Raw genomic sequence first — 25024 nt, forward strand, 5'->3', positions numbered from 1 at the left:
CGACGACGAGAGAATGACCGCACCAAGCGCGACAGGAATGGCCAGTGCGAACCGGGACGCGCAAGGCGTCCCGGGAGTCGACAATACGAGGAAAGAAGTGTGATCGCTATCAGATTTTTCTGATCTTGAGCCGATTGCGACAGCCGCTCAATTCACCTGGAACTGGGCCCTGCAGCCATTGCTGACCCAGATGCCACGGCGGTCCCAGCCCCAGGTCTGGCCTTCGATGCAGGCACTGCGCGATTCCTGTCGTACCAGACGCACGCCGCGACGAACCTGCGCATCGCAGTACTGCTGGCGCCGGTCATTGGAATGGCAGGCAATCACCTGGCCGCCACCACCCCACTGGCTGCCGCCCCAGCCGTTGCCACCGTCGCCGCCCCAGCCACCGCCGCCACCGCCGGGCCGCCGGTATTCACCGACGAATTCGGCACGGCAGCCCTGGGTAACCCAGACACCATAGCGGGACTGGCCCCAGGTCTCACCTTCCACGCAGGGGGAGCCGGACAACTGGCGGATCATGCGCGCACGCCCTTCCAGACGGCACTCGTTGCTGCGGTTCTTGACCGATTCGCAGCGCACGATGCCATTGCCACCACGATCATCGTAGCGATCGTTGTAGCCATAGTTCTGCGCCTGCACGCCGCCAGCGGCAGCCATCATCGGCAACAGGGTGCACGCCACGGTGCGCCAGGTGAGTCCCTTGCCCATCCCTTGTCTCCAGGTGAATACGGTGGAGGCAAGCATCGGGGATTCCCGGCGTGGCGCACAGAGGGAGCCGCGACGACGGTTTTTCCCCCATTCAACCAACCCAACCGCAACTGACTGCGGCGGCTCAGCGGCCGAAGTGCAGCGCGTCGACCGCAGTACCCAGCGCTTCCACGCGCACGGTGCTGTGCTGGCCGGTACGGTGGTGATGTTCGCTGGCCCGCGAGGCAGCGGCATCGAAGGCGGCCGCACCGGTGCTGAACACTTCGGTCGCGCGAGTCTGCGGATCCAGGACGGACCAGCGCTGGGCGTGGCATTGGACGGTGATGACCATGAGGGGCTCCTGCGTTTCCGGGAAATCGGGGGACCGGCGCAAGGCCGATTCCCAATGCCCGACCAGCCTAGCCAGCGCATCGGGGAAGACCTATCAGATTTATCCGAAAAATCCCTACCAGCGCCTCGGAAAGGGCCGCCCCATCACGTCCCTGAGGCCGTTTAGGAAACCCGTTCCGTGACTCTTGTCACGAAGTCAGCCGCGCTTCACACTATCGTCATCAACAGGGGCCCCTTCCACATGCGCACCTCGCTTCCACTGCAGCGTTCGACGCTGCTGAAGTTGTATTTCGCCGCCAGCTACGTGGTATTGATCGAGGAACTGGTCCGCGCATCGCTGAGTTGACCATCGGCCAGCGATGCTTGCCGCTGCTGCCGGGACCGAACAGACTGTCGGTTTACGGCACGGAGCCGCGCCCATGAAAGTCCTGATGCTGATCCCGCTGCTGGCCGTTGCCGCGTGTGCCAGCCCGGAAAAACCGGTCACCCATGACGCCGCCACACCCGTGGTCGGTGGCGATCGCGACGCGCACGGATGCATCGGTTCGGCCGGCTATCAGTGGTGCGAACGCAGCCGGCGCTGCGAGCGCCCGTGGGAACTGGCGCAGGCGCAAGGCCTGGCCAACACCGCCGAAGCCATCGATGCCTACTGCGCCACCCCGGCGTCGCCGGCACGCAGGTAACGGGCCCACCCATGACCGACCTGACCCCGCTACCCGCGCTGGCACCTGGCCGCTACCGCCACTTCAAAGGTGGCGAGTACGAGGTGATCGACATCGTCCGCAGCAGTGAGACGCTGCAGCCGATGGTTCTCTATCGCGCTCTGTATGGCGAGGGCGGCCTGTGGGTGCGCCCCTATTCGATGTTCATCGAGCAGGTGCCCGGTGAGCACGGCCCGCAGGCCCGTTTCGCCCGCATCAGCGACTGAGCGGTGCGGCTCACGCCGCGCGCACGGTATCGCCGGGCATGCTGAAGACCCCCTGCGAGACGGAACCCGCATGCGCCACACCCTGTTGATCGCCCTGTCGCTGGCCAGTACCCCGGTGCTGGGCGCGGAGCCTCCCAGCTTCGATCGTCCCGGCATCGGCTTCGGCACCGACACGGTGCCGCGTGGCGGCCTTGCCGTCGAACTGGGCCTGCCCAGCTATCAACGTGAGCGTGATCGCGACGGCCTGCGCACGACGACGCTGTCCAGCGACCTGCTGCTGCGCACCGGGCTGGCGCCGGGCTGGGAACTGCAGTTGGCGTCCACGCCATGGCAGCGTCAGCGAGAACGTGGCCCCGACATGCCGCGCACGCAGCAGCGCGGCGCCGGCGACAGCACCGTCGGAGTGAAATGGGCAGGTCCCGGCAGTACCGAGCGCACGGCGTGGGCGCTGCTGGCCAGCGGGGTGATCGCGCGTGGCGATGCAGCCTTCAGCGACGGCCGCCAGTACGCGCTGGCCGCCAGCGTCGAGCACAGCTTCAACGACCGCTGGAGCGGCGCGCTGTATGGCAGTCATCAGCGTGGCGCCGGCCAGCGCAGCACCACCTGGTCGCCCAGCCTCTCGTTGAGCGTGACCGAGCGGCTGGGCACCTATCTCGAAGCCGGTTTCACCCACGCCAACCAGCAACCCGACCAGGCCATCGCCGGCGCAGGCCTGACCTGGATGCTGCGGCCGAACGTGCAGTTTGACGCCTCGTTCGACCTGGGCCTCAATCGCAACAGCCCCGACCTGCAGCTCGGCACCGGCATCGCGTTCTATCTGCAGTGAGCTCAAGACCTGATCGTGCGCGCCGGGCGCATCGCCCTCGCGCTACAATCATACCGTCCAGTCGGTTTCGTTCCCCCATGACAGAATCCCCTCCCCGCTCGCGCCGCAAGGCGCCCGACAGCGTGCGCCAGGCACTGTTGCACGCGACCGCCCATACCCTCGGCCAGAATGGGCTGGCGGCCCTCACCGTGCAGGACGTCGCCGACGCCGCCGGTGTCAGCAAGGGCGCACTCTTCCACCATTTCAGCAGCAAGCAGGACCTGGTCGAGGCGACGCTGACCGCGCTCATCGCCGACTTCGAGGACAGGGTGCGCGCGGTGCTGCGGCAGTCTCCGCCCCGCCATGGCGGCTTCAGCCGTGCCTATGTGCAGGTGAATTTCGAGCATCTGCTGCAGCAGGAGCAGATCAACGACATCGGGCTCACCATGGGCAACATGCTGGAGCCGGCGCTTCTGGTCTACTGGCGCACGTGGCTGCGCGGCATGCTCGCCGAGTTCCCGGATGAAGCCTGCGATCCGCGCCTGTACGCCGCGCGTTGCGTTGCCGATGGTTACTGGGCCACCGCCTATGGGCGGCCGCTGGACGAAGACGAACGCCAGAATGCCCAGGCCATGGCCCTGGAGGCACTGAAGCTGTGCGAACCGGCATGAGCAGGAGGATTCGATGAACCCATATGTCTACCTGGCCGGTGCGATCGTGCTGGAGGTGATCGCCACGTCCCTGCTCAAGGCATCCGAAGGCATGACCCGGCTCGGTCCCACGCTGGGCGCGCTTGCCGGTTACGGCGTGTGCTTCTACCTGCTGTCGCTGACGATGAAGTCGATCCCCCCCGGCATCGCCTATGCGATCTGGTCCGGCGTCGGCATCGTGCTGATTTCTCTGATCGGAGTGCTGGTGTTCAAGCAGCGCCTGGACGCTCCGGCGTTGATCGGTATCGGCCTGATCTGTGCCGGCGTGCTGGTCATCAACCTGTTCTCGCACAGCAGCGCGCATTGAACGCGCTGCTGCACGAACACCTGGGCTAGGCGACCTTCTTGGCAACGGTCATGCCAAGCACGAACAGCACAACGGCAATGATGATGCCGGCCCAGAACAGGAACTTGGCGATGCCCACGGCAGCGCCGGCAACGCCGCCGAAACCCAGCGCACCGGCGATCAGGCCGATGATGGCGAAAATGATGGCCCACTTGATCATGTCGATCCTCTCCCTGGCGGGAATACTGAAGGTGGGATCAGGTTAGGTACGCCGCGATGCCACACGCGTGAACAGGCCGCAGGCGCGGCGTGAAACGAACCCGCTCAGCGCGGCCGGAAGCGCAGCAGCGCCACTGCGAAAGCGAGGAACACGCTGCCGACCAGCCGTTCGAACCAGCGTTGCGCAAATGGCTTTGCCAGCCAACGGCGCAGCCCATGTCCGCCTGCGGCATACATCACGTACCAGAACAGTTCGCAGGTGGCGAAGGTCGCCACCAGCACCGTGTACTGCGCGGCCTGGCCACCCGCGGGGTCGACGAACTGCGGCAGGAACGCGGCGGCGAACAGCAGCAGCTTGGGATTGCTCAACCCCACCAGCAGGCCACCACGGAACACTGCCCAGGCGCCGTGCACCGGCGCCAGCGACGCATCGGCATCGATTATCACCGGCGCCTGCCGGTAGCTGTCCCGCCAGGCCTTGATGCCCAGCCAGGCCAGGTAGGCCACACCCAGGTAGCGCAGCACATCGAACAGCATCGGCGACGAGCGCAGCACCGCGCTCAGGCCGGCTGCGGACGCCGCAAGCACCAACAGCATCGCCAGCAGGCAACCGGCCATGGCCGGCACGCTGCGACGGAAGCCCAGGCCGACGCTGCGCCCCAGGATGTGCAGCATGTTCGGTCCCGGCGTGCCACACAGCACGAAGACTGTCGCCAGGAACCACCACCAGGTATGCAGGGCCATCACTTCATTCACCGTAATAATCCCTGCAAGGATAGTGCGCAGCGGCTGTCACCACCATGTACAGTCCGGGGTCGATTCGACGGTTACAGCTGCTGCGGCTCAGCCGGTGGCAATGCGCGATGCGCGCAGCTCGGTCATCGCGATGCGCAGCACCCGCAGCGCCGAGCGCAGGAACACGACCAGCAGCGCGATGGCGACCAGCAGGTCCGGCCAACCGGCACCGAACAGCGCCACCAGACCGGCCGCCAGCACCACCGAAACGCCCTCGAAGATGTCGTTGCGTGCGCATTCCCAGGCCGATGCCAGGTTCACGTCGTCATTGCGATATGGCGTCAGCAGCCACAGGCAGAAACCGTTCGCAGCCAGGTTCAGCAGCGCGGCCAGGCCCATGCTTTCAAACAGGGGAACCTGCGGATGCGCCAGCCGCCATCCGATCTGTGCCGCCACTGCCACGGCCGCCGCCAGGATCAGCACGCCCTTGAACAACGCAACCCGCGCCTTGGCCGCCACGCCGGCCCCCACCACCAGCAGGCTCAGCAGATAGGTCGCCGCATCGCCCAGGTTGTCCAGCGCACCGGAGAGCAACGAGGACGAATGGCTGTACCAGGACGCGCCGACCATCATCAGGAAGGTCGCCAGGTTGATCAGCAGGACGATCCACAGCACGCGCCGCTGGCGCGCCTGCATGGCTGCCACATCCAGCGTCTTGCCGCAGCCACAGCATTCGCCCATCGCCCTGCCCTCTGCCTGTCGTACCCCATTATCACGCCGATCAGGCCCGTCGGCAGCTGCTGCGACGGGTCCACCCACAATTGCACGCCCCGGCCCATGTTGTGCTGCAATGGCGCTTCCCCGACACGGAGACACGCATGAAGACGCTTGGCCTGATCGGTGGCATGAGCTGGGAGAGTTCGGCGCAGTACTACCGCCTCATCAACGAAGAGGTACGCGCGCGGTTGGGCGGCGCGCATTCGGCGCAGTTGCTGATGTGGTCGCTGGATTTCGCCCGCATCAAGCAGCTGCAGCACGACGGCGACTGGGATGCCCTGGGCAACGAGATGGTCGATGCCGCACAGCGGCTGCAGGCCGGTGGCGCCGACCTGCTGCTGATCTGCACCAACACCATGCACAAGCTCGTTGCTGGGATCGAGGCGGCCTGCCCGCTGCCCTTGCTGCATATCGCCGACCCGACCGCCACGGCGATCGTGCAGGCCGGTCTGCAGCGCGTCGGCCTGCTCGGCACCGCCTTCACCATGGAGGAAGACTTCTACCGTGGCCGCCTGAGCGAGCGCTTCGGCCTGGACGTACTGGTTCCAGAGGCCGATGACCGCCGCGAGGTACACGCGATCATCTACGAGGAGTTGATCGCCGGGGTGGTCAACGAGCGATCACGGCAGGTGTACGTCGAAGTGATTGAACGCCTCGTTGCCCGCGGTGCCCAGGCGATCATCCTCGGCTGTACCGAGATCATGCTGCTGGTACGCGCCGAAGACAGCCCGGTGCCGCTGTTCGACACCACGACCCTGCATGCGCGCGCGGCAGTGGACGCGGCGTTGGCCTGATGTACGCCGGGTGCGCTCGGTCACGCCGGTGATTCGGGCTGTATCGCCAGCGAAGTGAGCAGCCATTCCACCACCGGTGGCGAATCGCACAGGAAGAACACGGCGTCGCCGCTGCGGGCTTCGGTCAGCATCCGGTAGACACTGATGGCCACGCCCGATTGGCTTGCAATGAAAATCTCGCTGCTGCGCGGCCCGTCAGCCTGGCGGGAAACCCGCCGCAAGGCATCGCGTGCCGCGACCGTATCTTCCGGCTCGGCTTCGCGGGTCAGTTCCAGGCCACGCAGGCCCCAGGCAACAAAAACACGCTTGCCCTTGAACGTCGTGTCCAGGACCTGCACGTCGGCCGCGCCTGTGCCGGCAGACCGATGAATGACGATACTGCTGATCAACGCAACCCCCTGTGGTCGTCGTGGTCCGCACATCCTTGTCCGCACCCGCGCCAGCGGCCACGGGCGATGCCCGAAGGCCGCGTCCGAAAGCGCTGGAACGTGTAAAAAACTGTAAACCGATGCAGTCGGATGTGCACGGGATGATACGGGATGTAACCCCCCGCATGCGCCGTTGCACACTTGTAAATCCCTCCTGAGCGAGTGCAGGCCCCGGTCGTCGCAGAGCGTCGCACGTGCGCCATTCTTGCGTCCCATCCCCCAACCCGAGGTTTCAATGAGCCTTCGCCTGCTACTGCCTTTTGGCGGTTCTGCGCTTGCCCTGCTGCTGGTCGCCACCACCGTCTCGGCCCAGGACTACGACAGCGACTCATCACCGCGCACGACCTGCGAATCGCACTTCAACAAGACCCAGCAGTGCCGGTTCGAAGGACGCGCGCGACTGGCGCGGCAGCTGTCGGTGACGCGATGCGTTGAAGATGACAACTGGGGACAGCGCCGCGGCATGCTGTGGGTTACCGACGGCTGCCGCGCCGAATTCGTCGCCGAAGAACGCGGGCGTGGCCGCTGGCCCGGGCGTGGGCGTGACCGTGATCGCGATGGCGAGCGCCTGGTCTGCGAATCCTACGAAAACAAGGAGAAACAGTGCCGCATCCGCGTCCGTCATGACGTGCGGCTGGTCAAGCAGAAATCGGTCACCACCTGCACCGAAGACCGCAACTGGGGCTGGGACCGACGCGGTGTATGGGTCAGCGACGGCTGCCGCGCCGAATTCCGCGTCTACTGAGTGCGATGGCTGCGGGCCCATCATCGCTAGAATGAAGCTCCCGCAGCAGGAAACACCGCATGGAACGCTGGTACCTGGCAACGATGATGTCCTTGCTGCTGCATCAGATCGATGCCGCGTTCTGGCAGGAGTGGCGGATGTTCCAAGTACCCGGCGGCATCCAGGGATTCCTGCTTTTCAATCTGCTTGCCATCGGCGTACTGCTGCACGGTTACCGTCAGGTCGTGCTCGGCCTGGGCTCTGCGCGCCGCTACGCACTGCTGTGCGGCGCGCTGGGTATCGGCACAGTCCTCATCCATGCAGGCTTCGCTGCGGCCGGTCGCGATGAATTCCACCTGCCCCTGTCGCTGCTCACGCTTCTGGCCTGCCTGGTCAGCGGCAGCGGTTTGCTGCTGCGCAGCCGTCGGCGATGAACGTGCGGGCTCCAGCAGTTCGGATACGCGCGGCCGTGTGCACGGATCTTCCGGCACTGATCGCCCTGGACAGCGTTGCGGCCGATGACCCACGGCGTGCCGTGCAGATCGGCCAATGGCTGGCGGACGGCCACATGCACGTCGCCGAACTCGACGACACGCTGGCCGGCTACCGGGTCCAGCACCGGCACTTCTTCGGTGAAGCCTTCATCGAGATGCTGATGGTCGCCGCGCCACTGCGCGGACACGGCGTCGGCAGCGCGCTGCTTCTGCATGCCACGTCGTGCAGCGCAGGTGCCAGGCTTTTCACCTCCACCAACCAATCCAACGCCAACATGCAGCGGCTGCTGGCAGCCGCTGGTTTCCAGCAGTGCGGCATCGTGCACGGCCTCGACGAAGGCGATCCGGAGTTGATCTACCGCTTCGCTACTGACGATGTGAGGTAAGGCGCGACCTTCGCTTCCAGCAGCGCCATCAGCGCCGGATCCATGCAGCGATAGTCGTCGGGGATATCCAGGCAGTGCAGCGGCGTGTGTTCAAGCAGGCGGGCAAAATTCGCCTGCAGCCGATGCTGGTGCTTGGGCTCCATCACGAAGATGACATCAGCCCAGCGGATGTCCGCTGGGCTGATGGGCCGGCGCGCATGCGGGCTGGTGCCTGCCGAGCGCGCACTGATACCTGGCCGGCGCTGCCACATCGCTTCAGCGGTGGGGCTGCGCAGCTGGTTGCGACTGCAGACAAACAACAGGTTCAACATTCCTGGTCCAGCAGTTGCCGCGGGCTGAGGACTGGATAGGTGAAACCCAGCTGGCGCGCCCGCAGCAGCTTGTCGCCGCGCGTATACATCAGCTTCCAGTTCTTTTCCGGCTTGAAGATCGACGGTGCTGCCGTGTGGTCGCCAGCGTGGTGGCGCGACTGCGAGCGCCTCCAGGCGCGGTTCCTTTGCGTTTCCATGATCGTGTTCTCGTGAGTACCGGGTTCAGCAGCCGCGGTAGTACGAGTGCGCGCAGGATACAACGCCGCAACAAAAAAGCCCACGCATCGCTGCGCAGGCTTGTCTGTTACATCACAGTGGTCGGGACGGCCGGATTCGAACCGACGACCCTCTGCCCCCCAGGCAGATGCGCTACCAGGCTGCGCTACGCCCCGACTGATGCTGCGATGTACCCGCCAGTGCGGCGGGCCGTGAAGTATAGCGGATTACGGCGGAAATGGGTCAGCGACGCAGCAGTTGCAGCACTTCTTCCAGTTCCATCCGCACCTGCTTGATGATCTGGTTGCTCAAGGCCGATTCCTCGCGCGCATCCGGACCATCCAGGCGCAGGCGCGCGCCACCGATGGTGTAGCCCTGTTCGTACAGCAGGCTGCGGATCTGCCGCACCATCAGCACGTCGTGGCGCTGGTAGTAACGACGGTTGCCACGGCGCTTGGCCGGCTCGAGACTGGGAAACTCGGTTTCCCAGTAGCGCAGCACGTGCGGCTTGACGTCGCACAGTTCGCTGACTTCACCAATGGTGAAGTAGCGCTTGGCCGGAATCGGCGGAAGTTCGCGGTTACTGCCCGGATCCAGCATAAGCTTCCACCCTCTCCTTGAGCTTCTGGCCCGGACGGAAGGTAACCACCGTACGGGCGGAAATCGGAATTTCCTCGCCGGTCTTGGGGTTGCGACCCGGGCGCTGGTTCTTGCGCCGCAGGTCGAAATTGCCAAAGCCCGACAGCTTCACCTGACGTCCCTGTTCCAATGCTTCACGCAGCACATCGAAGAACGCGTCGACGAATTCCTTGGCTTCCCGCTTGTTCAGACCGACTTCGTCGAACAGCTTTTCCGCCATCTCCGCCTTGGTCAATGCCATTGCCTGCTACCCCCGAGTGCTGCCCGCTCAGCCGCGGATCCGGGCGTGGTGTTCACGCTCGATGGCAGTAACCGCCTCGGCCACTACCGCTTCCACGTCGCGGTCCGTCAGAGTGCGCGACTTGTCCTGCAAAATCAAGCCCATAGCGAGACTCTTGAATCCCGGCTCGACGCCCTGGCCGACATAGCGATCGAACAGGTTCAGCTCGCGCAGCAGCGGCCCGGCAGCTTGGCGGATGGTCGCGGCCAGGTCACTCCAGGCCACCTGTTCAGGCACCAGGAAGGCCAGGTCGCGGCGCACCGCCGGGTAGCGCGACAGCTCGCCGGCGCGCGGCAGCGCACGGGCCGACAGCGCTTCCAGATCCAGCTCGAAGGCGTACACGTCCACGTCGATGTCCATCGCCTTGGCCAGGCGCGGGTGGATCTGGCCGATCCAGCCGATCGCCAGGCCGTCGCGGAACACCTCGGCCGAACGCACCGGATGGCCGTAGGCACGCGAGGACGGGCGGAACTCCAGGACCGCGCCACTGGCTGCGGCCAGCGATTCCAGATCGCCCTTCAGGTCATGGAAATCGACCTTGCGGGTCGGCAGGCCCCACTGCACCGCCTGCGCTTCGCCGCAGACCGCAGCGGCCACGCGCGGGGTTTCCAGCGGCGCCGGCTGGCCATCTCCGGCCTGCTGCGCGAACACACGGCCGAGTTCGAACAGGCGCACCCGGCCGAGCTGGCGGGCGGCGTTGCGGCCCAGCGTGGCGACCAGGCCCGGCAGCAGCGACGGGCGCATCACCGCCAGTTCGGCCGACAGCGGGTTGGCCAGCGGTACCAGATCCTCGCGCAGCTGCCACTGGCCCAGCAGGCCATCGTCAACGAAGGCGAAATTGACGGTTTCCTGCAGATCGCGTGCGACCAGCTGGCGGCGCACGCTCAGCGCGTCCAGCTGGGTTTCGCTGGGCATCGCCACGCGCGAGGCACCGCCCGGCAGCGTGGTCGGAATCTCCTCGTAGCCGTGGATACGGGCCAGTTCCTCGATCAGGTCTTCTTCGATGGCGATGTCGAAGCGGCGGCTCGGCGCAGTAACCTGCCAGCCCTCGCCAGCGGCGACCACGTCCATGCCCAGCGCGCGCAGGATGCGCTCGACTTCGGCGTCTTCGATGGTGATGCCCAGCACGCGGGTGATGCGCGCGCGGCGCAGCAGGATCGTCGCCGGCTGCGGCAGATCGGCTTCACGCACGGCCTCGGTAACCGGCGCCGGGGTACCGCCGGCCAGGTCCAGCACCAGGCGGGTGGCATATTCGATGGCAGTACGCGGCAGCGCCGGGTCGACGCCACGCTCGAAGCGGTGCCCGGCATCGGTGTGCAGGCCCAGCTTGCGGCCGCGGCCCATGATTGCGGCCGGCGCGAAGTGCGCCGCTTCCAGGAACACAGCGGTTGTGGCATCGGTGACGCGCGTATCGAAGCCGCCCATCAGGCCGGCCAGGCCGACCGCACGATCGGCGTCGGTGACCACCAGGAAGCTGTCGTCCAGCGCAGCATCGCGGCCATCCAGCAGCTTCAGGCTTTCGCCTGCGCGCGAACGGCGCACACCGATCGTGCCCTGCAGGGTGCCGAGATCGTAGGCATGCATCGGCTGGCCCAGTTCGAGCATCACGTACTGGGTAATGTCGACCAGCAGCGATACCGGGCGCACGCCACTGCGGCGCAGGCGCTCGGCCATCCACAACGGGGTCTTCGCCGCGGCATTCACGCCTTCGATGACTCGACCGAGATAGCGCGGCGCTTCGGCACCTGCATCGAGCTGGATTGCCAGCTCGCGGCTGCTCTGGGCAGCGATCGGCGCTGCGATGAAATCCAGTACTTCGCTGCGCGTCGCTGCGGCGACGTCATAGGCGATGCCGCGGATGCTGAAGCAGTCGGCGCGGTTGGGGGTCAGCTTGATCTCGATGCTGGCATCCGGCAGGCCGAGGTACTCCACCAGGGACTGGCCGACCGGGGCATCATCAGGCAGTTCCAGCAGGCCCGAGGCATCGTTGTCCAGGCCCAGCTCCTTGGCCGAGCACAGCATGCCGTTGGATTCGACGCCGCGCAGCTTGGCCGGCTTGATCTTCAACTCACCGATCTGCGCACCGACCATCGCCAGCGGCGCGACCAGGCCCGGTCGTGCATTCGGCGCACCACAGACGATCTGCAGCAGCTCAGCCTGCCCCGCATCAACCCTGCACACCTGCAGGCGGTCCGCTTCGGGATGGCGCTCGGCTTCGACGATACGCGCCACCACCACGTGCTGCAGGCCATCGCCAAGCGCGGTCACGTCTTCCACTTCCAGGCCGATGGCGGTCAGCACCGCGCTGAGCTCATCGCGCGAGGCAGTGGTCGGGACGTGGCTGCGCAGCCAGTTTTCGGAGAATTTCATGGGGTCACCCTGGTGGGCCCGGCGCATGCGCCTGGGCCTGCGTTGTTGAGTCCGCCGGGCATGGCCCGGCGCTACCTTATGCGTTACGCGAACTGCTTGAGGAAGCGCACGTCATTTTCGAAGAACGCGCGCAGGTCGTTGACGCCATAGCGCAGCATCGCAAAACGCTCCACGCCCATGCCGAAGGCAAAGCCGGTGTAGCGTTCCGGATCGATGCCGACGTTGCGCAGCACGTTCGGGTGCACCATGCCGCAGCCGAGCACTTCCAGCCAGCGGGTGCTGCCATCGGGCTGCTGCCAGGCGATGTCCACTTCCGCGCCGGGTTCAACGAACGGGAAGTAGCTGGGGCGGAAGCGCATCTCGAAATCACGCTCGAAGAACGCGCGCACGAACTCGGACAACGTGCCCTTCAGGTCGGCGAAGGTCGAATGCTCGTCGACCAGCAGACCTTCGACCTGGTGGAACATCGGCGAATGGGTCTGGTCGCTGTCGCTGCGGTAGACCTTGCCGGCGGCGATCATGCGCAGCGGCGGCTGGTGTTCGCCCATGTAGCGCACCTGCACACCGGAGGTATGCGTGCGCAGCAGCCGGCCGTCACCGAAGTAGAAGGTGTCATGCATGGCGCGCGCCGGATGGTGCGGCGGGAAGTTCAGCGCCTCGAAGTTGTGCCAGTCGTCCTCGATCTCCGGCCCTTCGGACAACTCGTAGCCCAGCCGGCCGAAGATGCCGGTGATGCGCTCGAGGGTGCGGGTGATCGGGTGCAGGCCGGCGCGTTCGCCGCTGCGGCCCGGCAAGGTGATGTCGATCGCCTCGGCCGCCAGCCGCGCATCGAGCGCAGCATCTTCCAGCACCGCCTTGCGCTCGCCCAGCGCGCTGCTCAGCGCGTCGCGGGCCTGGTTGATGGCCTCACCGGCCGCCTTGCGCTCATCGGCCGGCAGCGCACCGAGCTGCTTGAGCTGCGAGGTGATGCTGCCGCTCTTGCCAAGCAGGGCCACGCGCAGCTGCTCCAGCGCGTCCGGGCTCTGCGCGGCGGCCACATCGGCCAGCGCCTGGGAAGTGAGGGATTGGATGTCGCTCATGGGTAGCCGGAACTCCAGTCGGTCTGCCATCGCGATGCGCGAAGGGCCGCGCCGTCGCAACCGCTTGCCGGTCGCCCGCCATCTGCACGGCTGCGCCCGGCACAAAAAAGAATGGGGAAGGACTTGCGCCCTTCCCCATGCATTGCCTCTACCTGACACCGTTCTCCGTGAACGGCAACGGCATCGGGAAGGACTTATGCCGCCAGTGCGCCCTTGGCCTTTTCGGCCAGTGCAGCAAAGCCAGCTGCGTCGTGCACGGCGATGTCAGCCAGAACCTTGCGGTCCAGGGTGATGCCAGCCTTCAGCAGGCCGTTCATGAAACGGCTGTAGCTCAGGCCGTTGATGCGGGCAGCCGCGTTGATGCGGGTGATCCACAGCGAACGGAAGTTGCGCTTCTTCTGCTTACGGCCGATGTAGGCGTACTGCTGTGCCTTGATGACCGCCTGCTTGGCGACGCGGAAGACCTTGCGACGGGCATTGTAGTAGCCCTTCGCCAGATCAAGGATTTTCTTGTGGCGGCGACGCGCCTGTACGCCACGCTTTACTCGTGCCATGTATCAGTCCTCAGAGGTAGGGAAGCATGCGGTCCAGACGGCCTGCGTCTTCTGCGCGGACGTGATTCGTCTGACGCAGGTTACGCTTACGCTTGGTCGCTTTCTTCGTGAGGATGTGGCTACGGTTGGCGTGGCCGCACTTGTACTTGCCCGAGGCGGTCTTGCGGAAACGCTTGGCCGCTGCCCGGTTGGTCTTGATCTTGGGCATTGCAATGTCCTTGATGGGATATGACCCTGGTTTCTGACTGATCTGGCGGCGGCCTGGGCCGCTCTTTCCGTCCTGCCATGATCGGCGTACGACCCGTCCTGGGTGGGTCGAGCCGGGCATGATACAGGCAAATCCGCCCTGTAACCAGCCCCCACACCGTTTTCACACCGAGACCGGCCCTGCCCGCCCCGGAAAAGCAAAAGGACGCCAGCGGCGTCCCTTCACCTTCATCCATTCAGCCGCCAGGCGCCCCGCGAGGCAGCCCGTCAGGCGTCAGGTCTTCTTCTTCGGCGCGATCATCATCACCATCTGACGCCCTTCCAGGCGCGGACGGGATTCGATGACGATGTCTTCGCCCAGATCGGCTTCGATCCGGCCCGCCATCTCGCGGCCCAGTTCCTGGTGGCTCATTTCACGGCCACGGAAACGGATGTTGACCTTGATCTTGTCGCCTTCTTCAAGGAAACCGCGCATCTTGCGCAGCTTGATCTGGTAGTCGCCCTCGTCCGTGACCGGACGGAACTTCACTTCCTTGATCTCGACCTGCTTGGTCTTCTTCTTGGCCTCGCTGGCCTTCTTCTGGGCTTCGAACTTGAACTTGCCGAAGTCCATGATCTTGCACACCGGCGGGTCGGCCTGCGGCTGGATCTCGACCAGGTCCAGGCCTTCATCTTCGGCCATGGACAACGCTTCGTCTCGCGTCAACACGCCGATCATTTCTCCGTCACTGCCGATCACGCGGACGCGCGGCACACGGATTTCCTGATTCTTGCGGTTCTGTTTGTTGTCAGGGGTACTGATATTGCGATCTCCCAAGGGTGTCGAACCCGGCCCGGGCGCCAATGCGCACGGGCCGGACCTTTGTTTACGCGCCCTCGGCCTGGAGCCGCTCGGTGAAAGCCTGGAGGCTCATGCTGCCGAGATCTTCGCCAGAACGCGTACGCACCGCCACAGCGCCGTTTTCCTTCTCGCGGTCACCAATGACCAGCAGGTACGGCACGCGCTGCAGCGTGTGCTCGCGAATCTTATAGCCGATCTTCTCGTTACGCAAATCGGCGGTGACGCGGAAGCCTTGATCCGCAAGGCTTTTGGTCACCGCAGAGACGTATTCAGCCTGCGCATCGGTGATATTGGCCACCACCACCTGGGTCGGTGCCAGCCAGGCCGGGAACTGGCCAGCATGGTGCTCGATCAGGATGCCCAGGAAACGCTCCATCGAGCCGACGATGGCCCGGTGCAGCATCACCGGATGCTTCTTCTGGCTGTTCTCGTCCACGTATTCAGCGCCCAGACGGCCGGGCATCATGAAATCGACCTGCATGGTGCCCAGTTGCCAGGTGCGGCCGATGGCGTCCTTCAGGTGGTACTCGATCTTCGGGCCGTAGAAGGCGCCCTCGCCCGGCAGTTCCTGCCATTCCACGCCACAGGCGGTCAGCGCCGAACGCAGCGCGCCCTCGGCCTTGTCCCAAGTGGCATCGTCACCCAGGCGCGATTCCGGTCGCAGGGCAATCTTGATCTGGATCTCGTCGAAGCCGAAGTGCTGGTAGACCGCCAGTGCCTGCTGGTGGAACGCGGTCACTTCCGATTCGATCTGCGCCTCGGTGCAGAACACGTGGCCGTCGTCCTGGGTGAAGCCACGCACGCGCAGGATGCCGTGCAGCGCGCCGGAGGGCTCGTTGCGGTGGCAGGAACCGAATTCACCGTAGCGGATCGGCAGGTCGCGATAGCTGTGCAGGCCCTGGTTGAACACCTGGATGTGGCCCGGGCAGTTCATCGGCTTGACCGCGTAGGTACGCTTTTCCGACTCGGTGAAGAACATGTTGTCCTGGTAGTTGTCCCAGTGGCCGGACTGCTTCCACAGGCTCACGTCCAGGATCTGCGGGCAGCGCACTTCGCCATAGCCGCTGTTGCGGTAGACCTTGCGCATGTACTGCTCGACCACCTGCCACAGCGCCCAGCCCTTGGGATGCCAGAACACCAGGCCCGGTGCTTCTTCCTGCAGGTGGAACAGGTCCTGCTGCTTGCCTATGCGACGGTGGTCGCGCATTTCGGCTTCCTCGATGCGCTTGATGTACGCATCGAGCTGCTTCTTGTCGGCCCATGCGGTGCCATAGATGCGCTGCAACTGCTCGTTCTTGGCATCGCCACGCCAGTAGGCGCCGGAAATGCGGGTCAGCTTGAAGGCCTTCAGGAAGCGCGTGTTCGGCACGTGCGGACCACGGCACATGTCCACGTATTCCTGGTGGTAGTACATGCCCATCGCCTGGATGTCAGGCGACATGTCCTCGATCAGGCGCAGCTTGTAGTCCTCGCCACGGGCCTTGAAGATCTCGATGACTTCCGCGCGCGGCGTCACTTTCTTGATGACGTCGTAGTCCTGCGCGATCAGCTCGCCCATGCGCTTTTCGATCGCCGCCATGTCTTCGGGGGTGAACGGGCGCTCGGAGTAGATGTCGTAGTAGAAGCCCTCGGCGATCACCGGGCCGATCACCATCTTCACGTCCGGATAGAGCTGCTTGACCGCGTGTCCGACCAGGTGGGCGCTGGAGTGGCGGATGATTTCCACGCCCTCCTCGTCCTTGGCGGTGATGATGCGCAGGGACGCATCGTGGTCGATGACGTCACTGGCATCGACCAGCACGCCATCCACCGAACCGGCGATGGTGGCCTTGGCCAGGCCGGCGCCGATCGACTGGGCGACGTCCATGACGCTGACGGGGTTTTCGAATTCGCGGCGGCTGCCGTCGGGAAGGGTAATCGTGATCATTGCAATGGCTTCATGCGGGGCCCGCCGTAGCGGGCTGGAAAGCGCTCCCGGGCTGTCGTCCGGGCAATAAAAAAGCGCCGCGAGGGCGCCTGGAATGCAGGGCCTTCGGGGCAGGTCAACAGTGGGCGGTGGTAGTGCTCATGTCGCACGCTCGGCCGGCGCAGTGCGCGGGCCACCTTGGTTCCAGGATGTGGTTGCCGGTGATCTTAAACCAGCGGCGGACAAAGCCCAAGCGGTGCCTGAATGGCGCTGGCTGGCGGCGTGAAAACGCAATGATTACCATGTCCGCGCAGCCCGCCCCGTGCCGGCCTGCCCGCTTCCCCCCAGGATCCTGCAATGCGCCACCCGCCCCGACCGGCGCCTGCCGGTCCCGCCCGTGCCCCGCGTTCACCGGCCATATGCCGGGCCCGGAGCCCCCGATGATCACCGTTGGCCTGTCGACCCTGGGCTTCTGCAGCCTCGGCATGCTGTCGGCGATGTTCTCCGCGCTGGCCTTCTATGCCGCCTCCCCGCACTGCCGCTGGCCACGCCTGCGCCGTGCCGGGCGCCTGGGCCGGCAGATCGGCCTGGTCGCTGCAGTCGCTGCGCTGTGGCTGTGGATGGCCGAACTGGGCTTTGCCGCCGGCCTGGTGGCGATGCTGTGCACCTGGATGCTGGCCGCCATGCTGCTGCCGGCACTGGCCGCGTGGCACCGCCCCGATGTGGAGCCGCGCTGATGTGGTCGCGCGCACTGGCCGGCATCTTCGCCGGCTTCTTCCTTGCCGCTGCGGCGACCGGCCTGGTCGCATGGCTGCCGCCGGGCCCCTGGCAGAAGGCCCTGGTGCCGAGCCTGATCGCGTTCGTCCCGTTGTGGATGCTGGCTGCGCTGTGGGCCTTCAGCTTCCGCAGCGCGTTGCGCGCCTGGCTGACCCTGGCCGGTTGCGCGGCCCTGGGCTTTGCCGTACTCGGCCTGCTGCGCCTGGCCGGCGCAGTGCAATGAGATCGACTGCATGAAATTCAGTTCACAGACCCTGCGCACGTTCACCACCCTGCACACCTGGGTCGGCCTGGTCGCCGGCTTCGGGCTGTTCGTGGCGTTCTATGCCGGCGCACTGACCCTGTTCCACCATGACCTCCCGCTGTGGCAGACGCCTGGCGCGGCAACCGCCTTGCCGGCCGGCCTGGATGACGCCCAGTACCTGCTCGACGATGTGCTGGCCACGCATGCGGAAGCGCGACGCCACGTCGGCATGACCTTCCCGGGCGCCGATCATCCGCAGCCGCTGGCCTACTGGCAGGCCGAAGACGGCAGCTGGCGCTATGCATGGCCGGGACAGACCGGCGGCAGCCCGACGCCACCGCAGACGGGCTTGGCCGAACTGGTCAACGAACTGCATTACAGCCTGGGCCTGCCGGTGGCCGGCGTCTACGTGATGGGCATCGTCAGCCTGCTGTACGGCATGGCCCTGCTCAGCGGGCTGGTGATCCACCTGCCCAAGCTGCTGGGCGATCTGTTCGCGCTGCGCCCGGGCCGCAATCTCAAGCAGCAGTGGCAGGACGCGCACAACGTGATCGGCGTGCTCAGCCTGCCGTTCCACCTGATGTTCGCGGTGACCGGCGCCCTGCTCTGCCTGGTGTTCATGCAGATGGCGGTACTCGATCCCCTGATCTACGACGGCAAGGTGCTGCAGGCGGTACCGACGGCGATGGACACCGCGCCGCTGCGCGAAGCCAGTGGCATCCCTGCTGCACCGGGCAGCCTGCGCGAACTGCATGCACGGGCATTGGACGTGGCGCGCGCTCAGGGCGTGGCCAACTTCGAACCGGCGTACCTGAAGCTGGCCAATGGCGGTGATGCCAACGCGACCATCGAGATCACCGGCGAGGCCAGCGGCACCCTCGGCCCGCTCGGCGCTGTTGCGCTGGATGTCGAGAGCGGCCGCGTGCTGGCCAGCCAGCTGCCCGGCCAGCGCGATGCCAATCACGCCACGCTCAGTGCCGCCTATGCCCTGCATTTCGGCGAATTCGGCAACGGCGTGGTGGTCTGGCTGTACTTCCTGCTGGGCCTCGGCGGCGCCTTCCTGTTCTATTCGGGCAACCTGCTGTGGATCGAATCGCGCCGCAAGCGCCGTCAGCCGCAGCAGTCGCGCGCGGCCGTCAACATGGCGCGGGCCACGGTGGGCGTCTGCATCGGCCTGTGTGTGGCGATCTCGGTGGCCTTCGTTGCCGCGCTGGTGCTGGAGCGGGTAGCGCCTGCCCAGGTCGACCACGGCATCCGCTGGGCCTGCTTCGTGACCTGGGCGGCGTGTGCGCTGTGGGCAGCCCTGCGCCGCCCGGCACAGGCGGCGCGCGAACTGCTGTGGGCTGCGGCGATCAGCACCGCGCTGGTGCCGGTGGCGCACGGCGCCCTCAACGGTGACTGGCTGTGGTTGGCCGCCGCACGCGGCCACTGGCCGTTGTTCTGGATCGATGCGATGGCACTGGCGATGGCCTTTGGCTTTGCCCGTCTGGCGTATGCGAGCCAGCGGCGGGCCCGCAACGGTGCCCCCAACAGCGTGTGGGCGAACTGACCGGGCCCGCTCGCAGCACGCGGGTTTACACGGCTTCCACGTAGCGGGCCACTTCGATCAGATTCCCATCCGGATCACGGAAGTACACCGACTCGATCGGCCCAAGCGCTCCGGTACGCGGCACCGGTCCTTCTTCAATCGTCACCTGCTGGGCCTGCAGGTGGGCCAGCACCGCCTGTACGCCCAGCGGGGTGATCAGGCACAGATCGGCGCTGCCACGGGTCGGCAGCAGCGCGTGGGGCTGCAACGGCGCGCTGGCCGGGTGCAGGTTGATCTTCTGCTGGCCGAACTGCAGGGCGACGCGGCCGGCGCCGAAGCGCACGACCTGCATGCCCAGCACGCGCTGGTAGAAGTCGCAGCTGCGCTCGATGTCGGCAACGGTAAGCACCAGATGGTCCAGGCGGTCGATGATGATCATGCACGCAGCTTAGCGCTGCGTGCATGGCGCCGATGTGCGGTTTCAGGCCACAGCGTTTGCCCGTCACCGCCGTACCAGCCCCGGTCCGGAGATGTCGAACCGGTCAGTCGCCGACGCGGGCCTTCTGCCACGGAGCGAGCATGGCGTTGAGCAGGCTGGCCTGCTCGTCGTCACCGGTCAGCTCCCACATGAAGACACCGGCCAGGCCCTGCTCGCGCGCGAACTGCGCACGCAGGCCGATGGAGCGCGGATCCTCGTAACTGATGAAGATCTTCTGCGCCGGGTTGTACAGCCACGGGCTCTGCGCCTGCGGCTGCCAATGCTTCGTCCAACCCGGCTGGTCGAGATAGCGCGCCTTGATCACCCGCCAGTCACCGGCATCGGCCGGCGCGCTGTAGGCCTGGTACAGGCCGTCCGCCGACTCGCCGGTGACCTTGAAGCCGCGCCCGTAGAACGGCACGCCCAGCACCAGCTTGCCCGCTGGCACGCCATGCTCGCGGTAGTACTGCACGGCACCGGCCACGTTGTTCCAGCGCCGCAGTTCCGGCGCCAGCGGGTCGGCAGGCACTTCATGCAGCGGTGCATTGAAGGTCGACACCGCCGAGAAGCCGGTGCCCATGTCGTAGCTCATCAGGTTGATGAAATCGAACACCTTGGCCAACGCCGGCAGATCGTAGCTGGCGGCAGGGTCGTATGGCCCATCGGTCTGCAGACGGCCAGCGGCCAGCGCGGCGGTCAGCAGCATCGGCTGCCCCGCCTTTCTGCCGCGGGCATCCAGCGCCAGCCGGAATGCCTGCGCAAGCTTGGTCAGGTTGGCACGGTCCTGCGGCCGGTGCGCCAGTTCCTTCGGGCCACCGCTGACGGGGAACTCCCAGTCGATGTCCACGCCATCGAAGCTGCCGGCATGGCGCTCGAAGAACAACGCCATGCACGAATCGACCAGGCGCCTGCGGCTGGCCTCGGTCAGCGCCGCATCGGAGAATCCGCCCGCGCCCCAGCCCCCGATCGAAATCAACGTGCGCAGATGCGGATGCCTGCGCTTGAGCTCGGCCAATGCGGCGAAGTTGGCTGGCGCCTCGGCACCGATCGCACAGCGTCCGTCCTCGATGGTGGAAAACGCATAGAACAGATGGGTGAGTCGTTCGGCCGGGATGCTCGATACCGGATAGCGCTCGGCGGAACCGCCGGGATAGTACGCACCGAAGATCGGCGGTTGCGCCGGTTGCGCCTGCGCGGCAATGGGCAGGGCGCCGGCGATCAGCACTGCAAGTACGGCCAAGGTCTGGCGGAACATGGAAACTCCCGGGTCGAAGGCGCCGCCACGTTAGCAAACAGATCGGCCCGTGGTGCGGATGTCCGTGCATGTCGTCCGCTGGACAGTGGCGTGCCGCTGGAAGCTGACACGGTCGTGGCTGCACAACGTCGAAAGCACTTCGCTGCAGGACAACACACGACCTGCCTGAGCTAAGGTGGCGCTGGATCTTCACTGGCACACGGACATGACCGCAGACCACGACGCAGACGGCGAACTGCTGGACGACGAAACCCTCGAAAAGCTGCAGGCGCTGGAGGCCCGCGCCTATGCGGCCTTTGATGCGGGCGACCTGGCTGACGCAGCAATCCTGTTCGGCCAGCTCGTCGAATGGACACCGGACATCCCCCACCTGCACTACATGCGCGGGCTGGCACACAAGTACCTGCGCGAGTGGGCGTTGTCGCTGCAGGACAATCTCCGCTCCGAGCAGCTGCGCGATGAAGTCGATGAGGCGACCGCGTGGAATGCGGGAATTGCCGCCACCGGCGCCGGCGACTGGGCCGAGGCGCGCCGGCAATGGACCCGCTGCGGCATCACCCTCCCCGAGGGCGAAGGCCCGATCAACGGCAATTTCGGCGTTGCCTGTGTTCGCCTGAATCCGTGGTCCAGCGGCGAGACCGTGTACATGCGCCGGCTCGATCCGGTACGCGCGCGGCTGGAAAACGTGCCGCTTGCGGAGAGCGGGTTCCGCTTCGGCGACATCGTGCTGCACGACGGTGCCTCCACCGGGCGCCGGACCTACGGCGAGCGCGAAGTACCGGTGTTCAATGCCATGCAGCGCCTGCAGCAGTCGGACATGGCGACCTACGCCGTGTTCGTGCAATGCGGTTCGCCGGACGACATCGCCGCGCTGCGCGCAATGACGTTGCCCGGCATCGGCCTGGTCGAAGACTGGACCCATTCGGTACGTCACCTGTGCCTGCGCTGCAGCTATGGGGCACCGCACCAGCACGATGACGACAGCCACGAGGATGACGACGGCTGGGTGCGCGAGCGCAATCTCGGTATTGCCGCACAGGGCCGCGCTGCGGTCGAAAAACTGATGTCAGCCTGGGCCGCGGCAGGCACCGGGCGCACGCTCGATGCGATCGAACACCGTGAGCACCCGCAGCAGGATCCGCAGCCGGGCCAGGTGTGGTGGCTGGGTCACGAACGAGCGGACGCATGACGGCAGGGCGCTGCAGCCCTTGTGGCACAAGGCTTTCAGAATTCTTCAGGCGTCCTTCCAGCACTTCAGCCAGCCCTCTGGCCGAATCGGCACTCCTTTCGATGGAGTCCGATCATGCGTTCGCCCCTGCCTGTGTCCACCCTGCTGCTGTGCCTGTACGCCCTCCCCTGCATCGCAGGCCCTGCCCACCCTGATCCCGGCCGCATGCGCGCGCTGGAGCAGGCCATTGCCAGCGATGAGCTGAAACAGATCCGCAGCGTGCTGCTGCAGGTTGATGGACAGGTCGTATACGAGGGCTATTTCAACGGTGCCGATGCGCAGACCCTGCACGACGTGCGCTCGGCCAGCAAAAGCGTGACCGCCCTGCTGGTCGGCGCAGCGATCGGCGACGGCCGGCTGCCGGGCGTTCGCGCGAAGGTGTACGACTACTTCCCGGCCTTCGTCGCCCACCACGACGTGGACCCCCGCCTGCGTGGCACGACGGTGGAGGATCTGCTGGCGATGAGCACGCTGTGGGAGTGCGACGACGAGAACCCGTTCTCGGCCGGCCACGAGGAGCGCATGTACGTCGGCGAGCGCTGGCTCGATTTCGCCCTGGCGCTGCCGGTGAAGGGCTTCGCGCCCTGGATGGCGCGCCCGGAGGACAGTCCTCACGGGCGCGCGTTTGCCTACTGCACCGCCAACTCGTTCGTGCTCGGCGCGGTACTGGAACGTGCGACCGGACAACCGCTGGCCGATTACGCAGCCCATGCACTGGAACGACCACTGGGCATCACCCACAGCCAGTGGAACCGTTCCCCCGAGGGCATCGGCATGGGCGGAGGCGGCACACGCTACCGCAGCCGGGACCTGGCCCGCCTCGGCCAGCTCGTGCTTGATGGCGGTCGTTGGCAGGGGCGCCAGCTGGTTCCACGCGACTACGTCGCCGCGATGCTGTCACCGCAGGCAACGGCCGGCGACGGCAGCGATTACGGCTATCAATGGTGGGGCCTGAAACTGACTGTCGGTGGCCAGCCACAGACCGTATGGGCGATGTCCGGCAACGGCGGCAACTACGTGTTCCTGCTGCCGCAACAGCGCGCTGTCGCGGTGGTGACCAGCCAGGCCTACAACCGCAGCATCGCTCACCCGCAGTCGCGCCGCATTCTCACCGAATTCCTGCTGCCGGCGCTGCGCTGAGGTCGGCCAGCCCGGCGGGACGCCAGTCGGCCGCCAGCACCTGCGCACGCTGGCGGCCGATATCGGCATCGATGCGCGCCAGCAGCGGCGCCCAGCCGCGCGCTTCGTGCAGGGACGCAAACAGCGGCGTGGAGCGCAACCACGCCGCATCGCGGAAGCCATCATCGACCGCCTGTTGCAGCGCGGTGACGGCAGCCTCCGGGTCGCCTTGCGCCTGCAGCAGCAGGGCCCGCTCAAGCGCGGCATCGGACCAACCGTCGCCGCGCTGCGCCTGCAACATTGCAAGACGCGAAGCCACCCACTCCGGCGATGCCGCGGGCTGCGCGTACAAGGCCGCCAGCGATTGACCGAGCGATTGCTGTGGACGCAGCTGCCGCCCGCGCTCGAAGGCATCGGCAGCACCGGCGTGATCGCCCGCCAGCAGCGCCAGTTCGCCCTGCAGCCGCAGCAACTGCGGATGTGGCGTGCCGCGTGCCAGCGCCTCGGTCAACGCCTGCCTCGCCCGGCCCGGGTCACCTGCCGCGAACAGACTGCGCGGCCAGGCGATGTTGGCGAAGACGTTGTCCGGATACAGCTGGAAATTACGCGCGTGGCGCTGCGCGGCCGCGTGAGTGAAACCGAGCAGCTCCAGTTCGCGCGCCACCTGCACATCACGGAAGCGCAGGCGCTCGGGCGCCGTCAATGCAAGATTGGCACGCAGGGCCAGGGCAAGGTGGCCGCGCTCCTGGTGCAGGTATGCGAGCGAGGCACGGGTGCGCTCGTCGCCCGGATCCAGCGCGATCGCCCGCTCGTATTCGGAAATGGCCTGCGGCATCTGCCCGAGGCAGTCGTAGGCATAACCTCGAAGCGCGTACACAGCACCCTCCTGCGGCGCGAGTTCACGTTCGATGTTGGCCAGCGCCAGCCCTTCCCGGACCTGCTCGGGCGATCCATTGAACAGACAGCCCTGCGCGGACAACGCTCGTGACAGGCCGCGGCGCGCCGGACTGGAATCAGGGTCCACCTGCAATGCCTGCCGGTACAGGGCGATGGCGCGCTCGTTGTTGCTGGCCTGGCCGATGCTGGCGTAATAGTCGGCGCGCTGCAGCAACGGCAGCGGGCCACCGGCCGCCGGCGTGCGCGGCCAGAACGAGGCGGCAGCGGCGAGAACGACGACACCGGCGCCGGCAAGCCATGGCCACTTCTTCCGGTGCGCGGCAGCGGGCAACGCCGCTGCCGGCGGTGCGGTGGTCGGCACTGCACACAACTGATAGCCACGCCCGCGTACCGAACGGATGTAGCGCGGGCGTCGGCTGTCATCACCCAGCGCCTGCCGCAACAGCTTGACCCGCTGGCTGATCGCATCCTCGCCAACCACTGCAGGTGCCCACACCTGTGCAGCCAGCGTGTCGAAGTCGACAACGTCGTTGCCGTGTGCCAGCAGCACGTCGAACAGGCGCCAGCTCAGCCCCTGGATCGGCAACACGTCGCCGGCGCGGCTGACCCGCTGCGCGGGGCGGTCGATCTGCAGATCAAGCAGGTGCAGGGTGTCCATGGGGGAAGCATAGCGCTGCGGTACGACGTAGGCAGCGCCGGACGACAGGCAAAGAAAAAGCGGGCCGAAGCCCGCTTTTTCATTCTGGCGTGTCAACCAAGGTTGACACC

The 25024-nt window shown here is 66.3% G+C and carries 33 protein-coding genes and 1 tRNA gene; 14 read left to right on the top strand and 20 right to left on the bottom strand.

Annotation, left to right across the window (positions count from 1 at the left end; translation table 11 throughout):
• Positions 1-147 precede the first annotated feature (147 nt).
• Together D0Y85_RS14025 and D0Y85_RS14030 are read right to left on the bottom strand one after the other, a co-directional pair.
• On the bottom strand, positions 148-711 hold the full coding sequence (locus tag D0Y85_RS14025; RefSeq protein ID WP_117310891.1) for a DUF3011 domain-containing protein: 564 nt from the start codon (positions 709-711) through the stop codon (positions 148-150).
• Between the two features lie 124 nt (positions 712-835).
• A complete protein-coding gene (locus D0Y85_RS14030) occupies positions 836-1042 on the bottom strand; it encodes a hypothetical protein (RefSeq protein WP_117310892.1) in 207 nt (68 codons plus the stop codon).
• Between the two features lie 418 nt (positions 1043-1460).
• Here D0Y85_RS14030 and D0Y85_RS14035 point away from each other — a divergent pair, with 418 nt between their 5' ends.
• From D0Y85_RS14035 to D0Y85_RS14055, 5 genes are all read left to right on the top strand, one after another.
• Positions 1461-1724, top strand: a complete 264-nt coding sequence (locus D0Y85_RS14035) for a hypothetical protein (RefSeq protein ID WP_117310893.1) — start codon at positions 1461-1463, stop codon at positions 1722-1724.
• 11 nt (positions 1725-1735) lie between these two features.
• A complete protein-coding gene (locus D0Y85_RS14040) occupies positions 1736-1969 on the top strand; it encodes a DUF1653 domain-containing protein (protein ID WP_117310894.1) in 234 nt (77 codons plus the stop codon).
• A 70-nt stretch (positions 1970-2039) separates the two neighbouring features.
• Entirely contained in the window at positions 2040-2795 is a 756-nt protein-coding gene (locus D0Y85_RS14045; RefSeq protein ID WP_162887677.1) for a transporter, read from the top strand.
• A 77-nt stretch (positions 2796-2872) separates the two neighbouring features.
• Positions 2873-3445, top strand: coding sequence for a TetR/AcrR family transcriptional regulator (locus tag D0Y85_RS14050; RefSeq protein ID WP_117310896.1), 573 nt, complete (start codon positions 2873-2875; stop codon positions 3443-3445).
• A 13-nt stretch (positions 3446-3458) separates the two neighbouring features.
• Entirely contained in the window at positions 3459-3791 is a 333-nt protein-coding gene (locus D0Y85_RS14055; RefSeq protein WP_117310897.1) for an SMR family transporter, read from the top strand.
• 25 nt (positions 3792-3816) lie between these two features.
• Here D0Y85_RS14055 and D0Y85_RS14060 read toward each other — a convergent pair whose 3' ends face one another.
• The 3 genes from D0Y85_RS14060 to D0Y85_RS14070 all read right to left on the bottom strand — a co-directional run bounded on the left by D0Y85_RS14060 (position 3817) and on the right by D0Y85_RS14070 (position 5465).
• Complete coding sequence (locus tag D0Y85_RS14060) at positions 3817-3990, bottom strand: DUF1328 domain-containing protein (RefSeq protein ID WP_099843146.1); 174 nt, start codon at positions 3988-3990, stop codon at positions 3817-3819.
• Between the two features lie 104 nt (positions 3991-4094).
• Positions 4095-4733: a LysE family translocator gene (locus tag D0Y85_RS14065; protein WP_117310898.1), complete on the bottom strand. Its 639-nt coding sequence runs from the start codon at positions 4731-4733 to the stop codon at positions 4095-4097.
• A gap of 99 nt (positions 4734-4832) precedes the next feature.
• A complete protein-coding gene (locus tag D0Y85_RS14070) occupies positions 4833-5465 on the bottom strand; it encodes a cation transporter (protein ID WP_117310899.1) in 633 nt (210 codons plus the stop codon).
• Positions 5466-5602: 137 nt separating this feature from the next.
• Between D0Y85_RS14070 and D0Y85_RS14075 the strand changes: the two genes are divergently transcribed.
• On the top strand, positions 5603-6295 hold the full coding sequence (locus tag D0Y85_RS14075; protein ID WP_117310900.1) for an aspartate/glutamate racemase family protein: 693 nt from the start codon (positions 5603-5605) through the stop codon (positions 6293-6295).
• 20 nt (positions 6296-6315) lie between these two features.
• Here the strand turns inward: D0Y85_RS14075 and D0Y85_RS14080 are convergent, their stop codons facing one another.
• Positions 6316-6633: a hypothetical protein gene (locus tag D0Y85_RS14080; RefSeq protein ID WP_229290052.1), complete on the bottom strand. Its 318-nt coding sequence runs from the start codon at positions 6631-6633 to the stop codon at positions 6316-6318.
• Between the two features lie 325 nt (positions 6634-6958).
• Here D0Y85_RS14080 and D0Y85_RS14085 point away from each other — a divergent pair, with 325 nt between their 5' ends.
• The 3 genes from D0Y85_RS14085 to D0Y85_RS14095 all read left to right on the top strand — a co-directional run bounded on the left by D0Y85_RS14085 (position 6959) and on the right by D0Y85_RS14095 (position 8327).
• Positions 6959-7468 (top strand): DUF3011 domain-containing protein, encoded by a 510-nt coding sequence (locus tag D0Y85_RS14085; protein ID WP_117310902.1) that lies wholly within the window; start codon positions 6959-6961, stop codon positions 7466-7468.
• Between the two features lie 86 nt (positions 7469-7554).
• The gene (locus D0Y85_RS14090) at positions 7555-7881 is read left to right on the top strand and encodes a DUF6713 family protein (protein ID WP_229290053.1); all 327 of its coding nucleotides are present in this window, start codon (positions 7555-7557) and stop codon (positions 7879-7881) included.
• A complete protein-coding gene (locus tag D0Y85_RS14095) occupies positions 7878-8327 on the top strand; it encodes a GNAT family N-acetyltransferase (protein ID WP_117310904.1) in 450 nt (149 codons plus the stop codon). The genes D0Y85_RS14090 and D0Y85_RS14095 overlap by 4 nt, the downstream gene beginning before the upstream one ends.
• Here D0Y85_RS14095 and D0Y85_RS14100 read toward each other — a convergent pair.
• The 11 genes from D0Y85_RS14100 to thrS all read right to left on the bottom strand — a co-directional run bounded on the left by D0Y85_RS14100 (position 8297) and on the right by thrS (position 16751).
• Positions 8297-8638 carry a phosphotyrosine protein phosphatase gene (locus D0Y85_RS14100; RefSeq protein WP_025876304.1) on the bottom strand — a complete coding sequence of 114 codons (342 nt, stop codon included), beginning with the start codon at positions 8636-8638 and terminating at the stop codon, positions 8297-8299. The two genes, D0Y85_RS14095 and D0Y85_RS14100, sit on opposite strands and share 31 nt — an antisense overlap.
• The gene (locus tag D0Y85_RS14105) at positions 8632-8835 is read right to left on the bottom strand and encodes a hypothetical protein (protein WP_025876303.1); all 204 of its coding nucleotides are present in this window, start codon (positions 8833-8835) and stop codon (positions 8632-8634) included. The genes D0Y85_RS14100 and D0Y85_RS14105 overlap by 7 nt, the downstream gene beginning before the upstream one ends.
• Positions 8836-8953: 118 nt before the next feature.
• Positions 8954-9030: transfer RNA gene (locus D0Y85_RS14110), tRNA-Pro, on the bottom strand.
• 67 nt (positions 9031-9097) lie between these two features.
• On the bottom strand, positions 9098-9454 hold the full coding sequence (locus D0Y85_RS14115) for a MerR family transcriptional regulator (RefSeq protein WP_005410431.1): 357 nt from the start codon (positions 9452-9454) through the stop codon (positions 9098-9100).
• Positions 9435-9734: an integration host factor subunit alpha gene (locus tag D0Y85_RS14120; RefSeq protein WP_005410432.1), complete on the bottom strand. Its 300-nt coding sequence runs from the start codon at positions 9732-9734 to the stop codon at positions 9435-9437. Before D0Y85_RS14120 ends, D0Y85_RS14115 begins: the two co-directional genes overlap by 20 nt.
• Positions 9735-9761: 27 nt before the next feature.
• Positions 9762-12143, bottom strand: a complete 2382-nt coding sequence (gene pheT / locus D0Y85_RS14125; RefSeq protein WP_117310905.1) for a phenylalanine--tRNA ligase subunit beta — start codon at positions 12141-12143, stop codon at positions 9762-9764.
• A gap of 83 nt (positions 12144-12226) precedes the next feature.
• On the bottom strand, positions 12227-13222 hold the full coding sequence (gene pheS / locus D0Y85_RS14130; RefSeq protein ID WP_032978609.1) for a phenylalanine--tRNA ligase subunit alpha: 996 nt from the start codon (positions 13220-13222) through the stop codon (positions 12227-12229).
• A gap of 194 nt (positions 13223-13416) precedes the next feature.
• The gene (gene rplT, locus D0Y85_RS14135; RefSeq protein WP_005410435.1) at positions 13417-13776 is read right to left on the bottom strand and encodes a 50S ribosomal protein L20; all 360 of its coding nucleotides are present in this window, start codon (positions 13774-13776) and stop codon (positions 13417-13419) included.
• A 10-nt stretch (positions 13777-13786) separates the two neighbouring features.
• Complete coding sequence (gene rpmI, locus D0Y85_RS14140) at positions 13787-13984, bottom strand: 50S ribosomal protein L35 (RefSeq protein ID WP_002811096.1); 198 nt, start codon at positions 13982-13984, stop codon at positions 13787-13789.
• A gap of 273 nt (positions 13985-14257) precedes the next feature.
• A complete protein-coding gene (gene infC / locus D0Y85_RS14145) occupies positions 14258-14800 on the bottom strand; it encodes a translation initiation factor IF-3 (RefSeq protein WP_025876259.1) in 543 nt (180 codons plus the stop codon).
• Positions 14801-14849: 49 nt separating this feature from the next.
• Complete coding sequence (thrS, locus tag D0Y85_RS14150; protein WP_117310906.1) at positions 14850-16751, bottom strand: threonine--tRNA ligase; 1902 nt, start codon at positions 16749-16751, stop codon at positions 14850-14852.
• A 419-nt stretch (positions 16752-17170) separates the two neighbouring features.
• On the opposite strand from thrS, the gene D0Y85_RS14155 reads away from it, so the two are divergent.
• From D0Y85_RS14155 to D0Y85_RS14165, 3 genes are read left to right on the top strand one after another with little or no spacing between them, the layout of a single operon-like run.
• Positions 17171-17467: a hypothetical protein gene (locus D0Y85_RS14155; RefSeq protein ID WP_025876254.1), complete on the top strand. Its 297-nt coding sequence runs from the start codon at positions 17171-17173 to the stop codon at positions 17465-17467.
• Positions 17467-17730, top strand: coding sequence for a hypothetical protein (locus D0Y85_RS14160; protein ID WP_093820578.1), 264 nt, complete (start codon positions 17467-17469; stop codon positions 17728-17730). The genes D0Y85_RS14155 and D0Y85_RS14160 overlap by 1 nt, the downstream gene beginning before the upstream one ends.
• Positions 17731-17740: 10 nt before the next feature.
• Positions 17741-19300 (top strand): PepSY-associated TM helix domain-containing protein, encoded by a 1560-nt coding sequence (locus D0Y85_RS14165; protein WP_117310907.1) that lies wholly within the window; start codon positions 17741-17743, stop codon positions 19298-19300.
• Between the two features lie 25 nt (positions 19301-19325).
• On the opposite strand, the gene D0Y85_RS14170 is transcribed toward D0Y85_RS14165, so the two are convergent.
• Together D0Y85_RS14170 and D0Y85_RS14175 are read right to left on the bottom strand one after the other, a co-directional pair.
• On the bottom strand, positions 19326-19715 hold the full coding sequence (locus D0Y85_RS14170; protein WP_343202876.1) for a VOC family protein: 390 nt from the start codon (positions 19713-19715) through the stop codon (positions 19326-19328).
• A gap of 106 nt (positions 19716-19821) precedes the next feature.
• A complete protein-coding gene (locus D0Y85_RS14175; RefSeq protein ID WP_117310909.1) occupies positions 19822-21012 on the bottom strand; it encodes a glycoside hydrolase family 18 protein in 1191 nt (396 codons plus the stop codon).
• Between the two features lie 205 nt (positions 21013-21217).
• Between D0Y85_RS14175 and D0Y85_RS14180 the strand changes: the two genes are divergently transcribed.
• Together D0Y85_RS14180 and D0Y85_RS14185 are read left to right on the top strand one after the other, a co-directional pair.
• Positions 21218-22201, top strand: a complete 984-nt coding sequence (locus D0Y85_RS14180) for a hypothetical protein (protein WP_117310910.1) — start codon at positions 21218-21220, stop codon at positions 22199-22201.
• A gap of 114 nt (positions 22202-22315) precedes the next feature.
• Positions 22316-23380: a serine hydrolase gene (locus D0Y85_RS14185; RefSeq protein ID WP_025876243.1), complete on the top strand. Its 1065-nt coding sequence runs from the start codon at positions 22316-22318 to the stop codon at positions 23378-23380.
• On the opposite strand, the gene D0Y85_RS14190 is transcribed toward D0Y85_RS14185, so the two are convergent.
• Complete coding sequence (locus D0Y85_RS14190; RefSeq protein WP_117310911.1) at positions 23349-24914, bottom strand: winged helix-turn-helix transcriptional regulator; 1566 nt, start codon at positions 24912-24914, stop codon at positions 23349-23351. The two genes, D0Y85_RS14185 and D0Y85_RS14190, sit on opposite strands and share 32 nt — an antisense overlap.
• Positions 24915-25024 lie beyond the last annotated feature (110 nt).

Source organism: Stenotrophomonas sp. G4 (genome assembly GCF_003428825.1).
Lineage (GTDB): Bacteria > Pseudomonadota > Gammaproteobacteria > Xanthomonadales > Xanthomonadaceae > Stenotrophomonas > Stenotrophomonas indicatrix.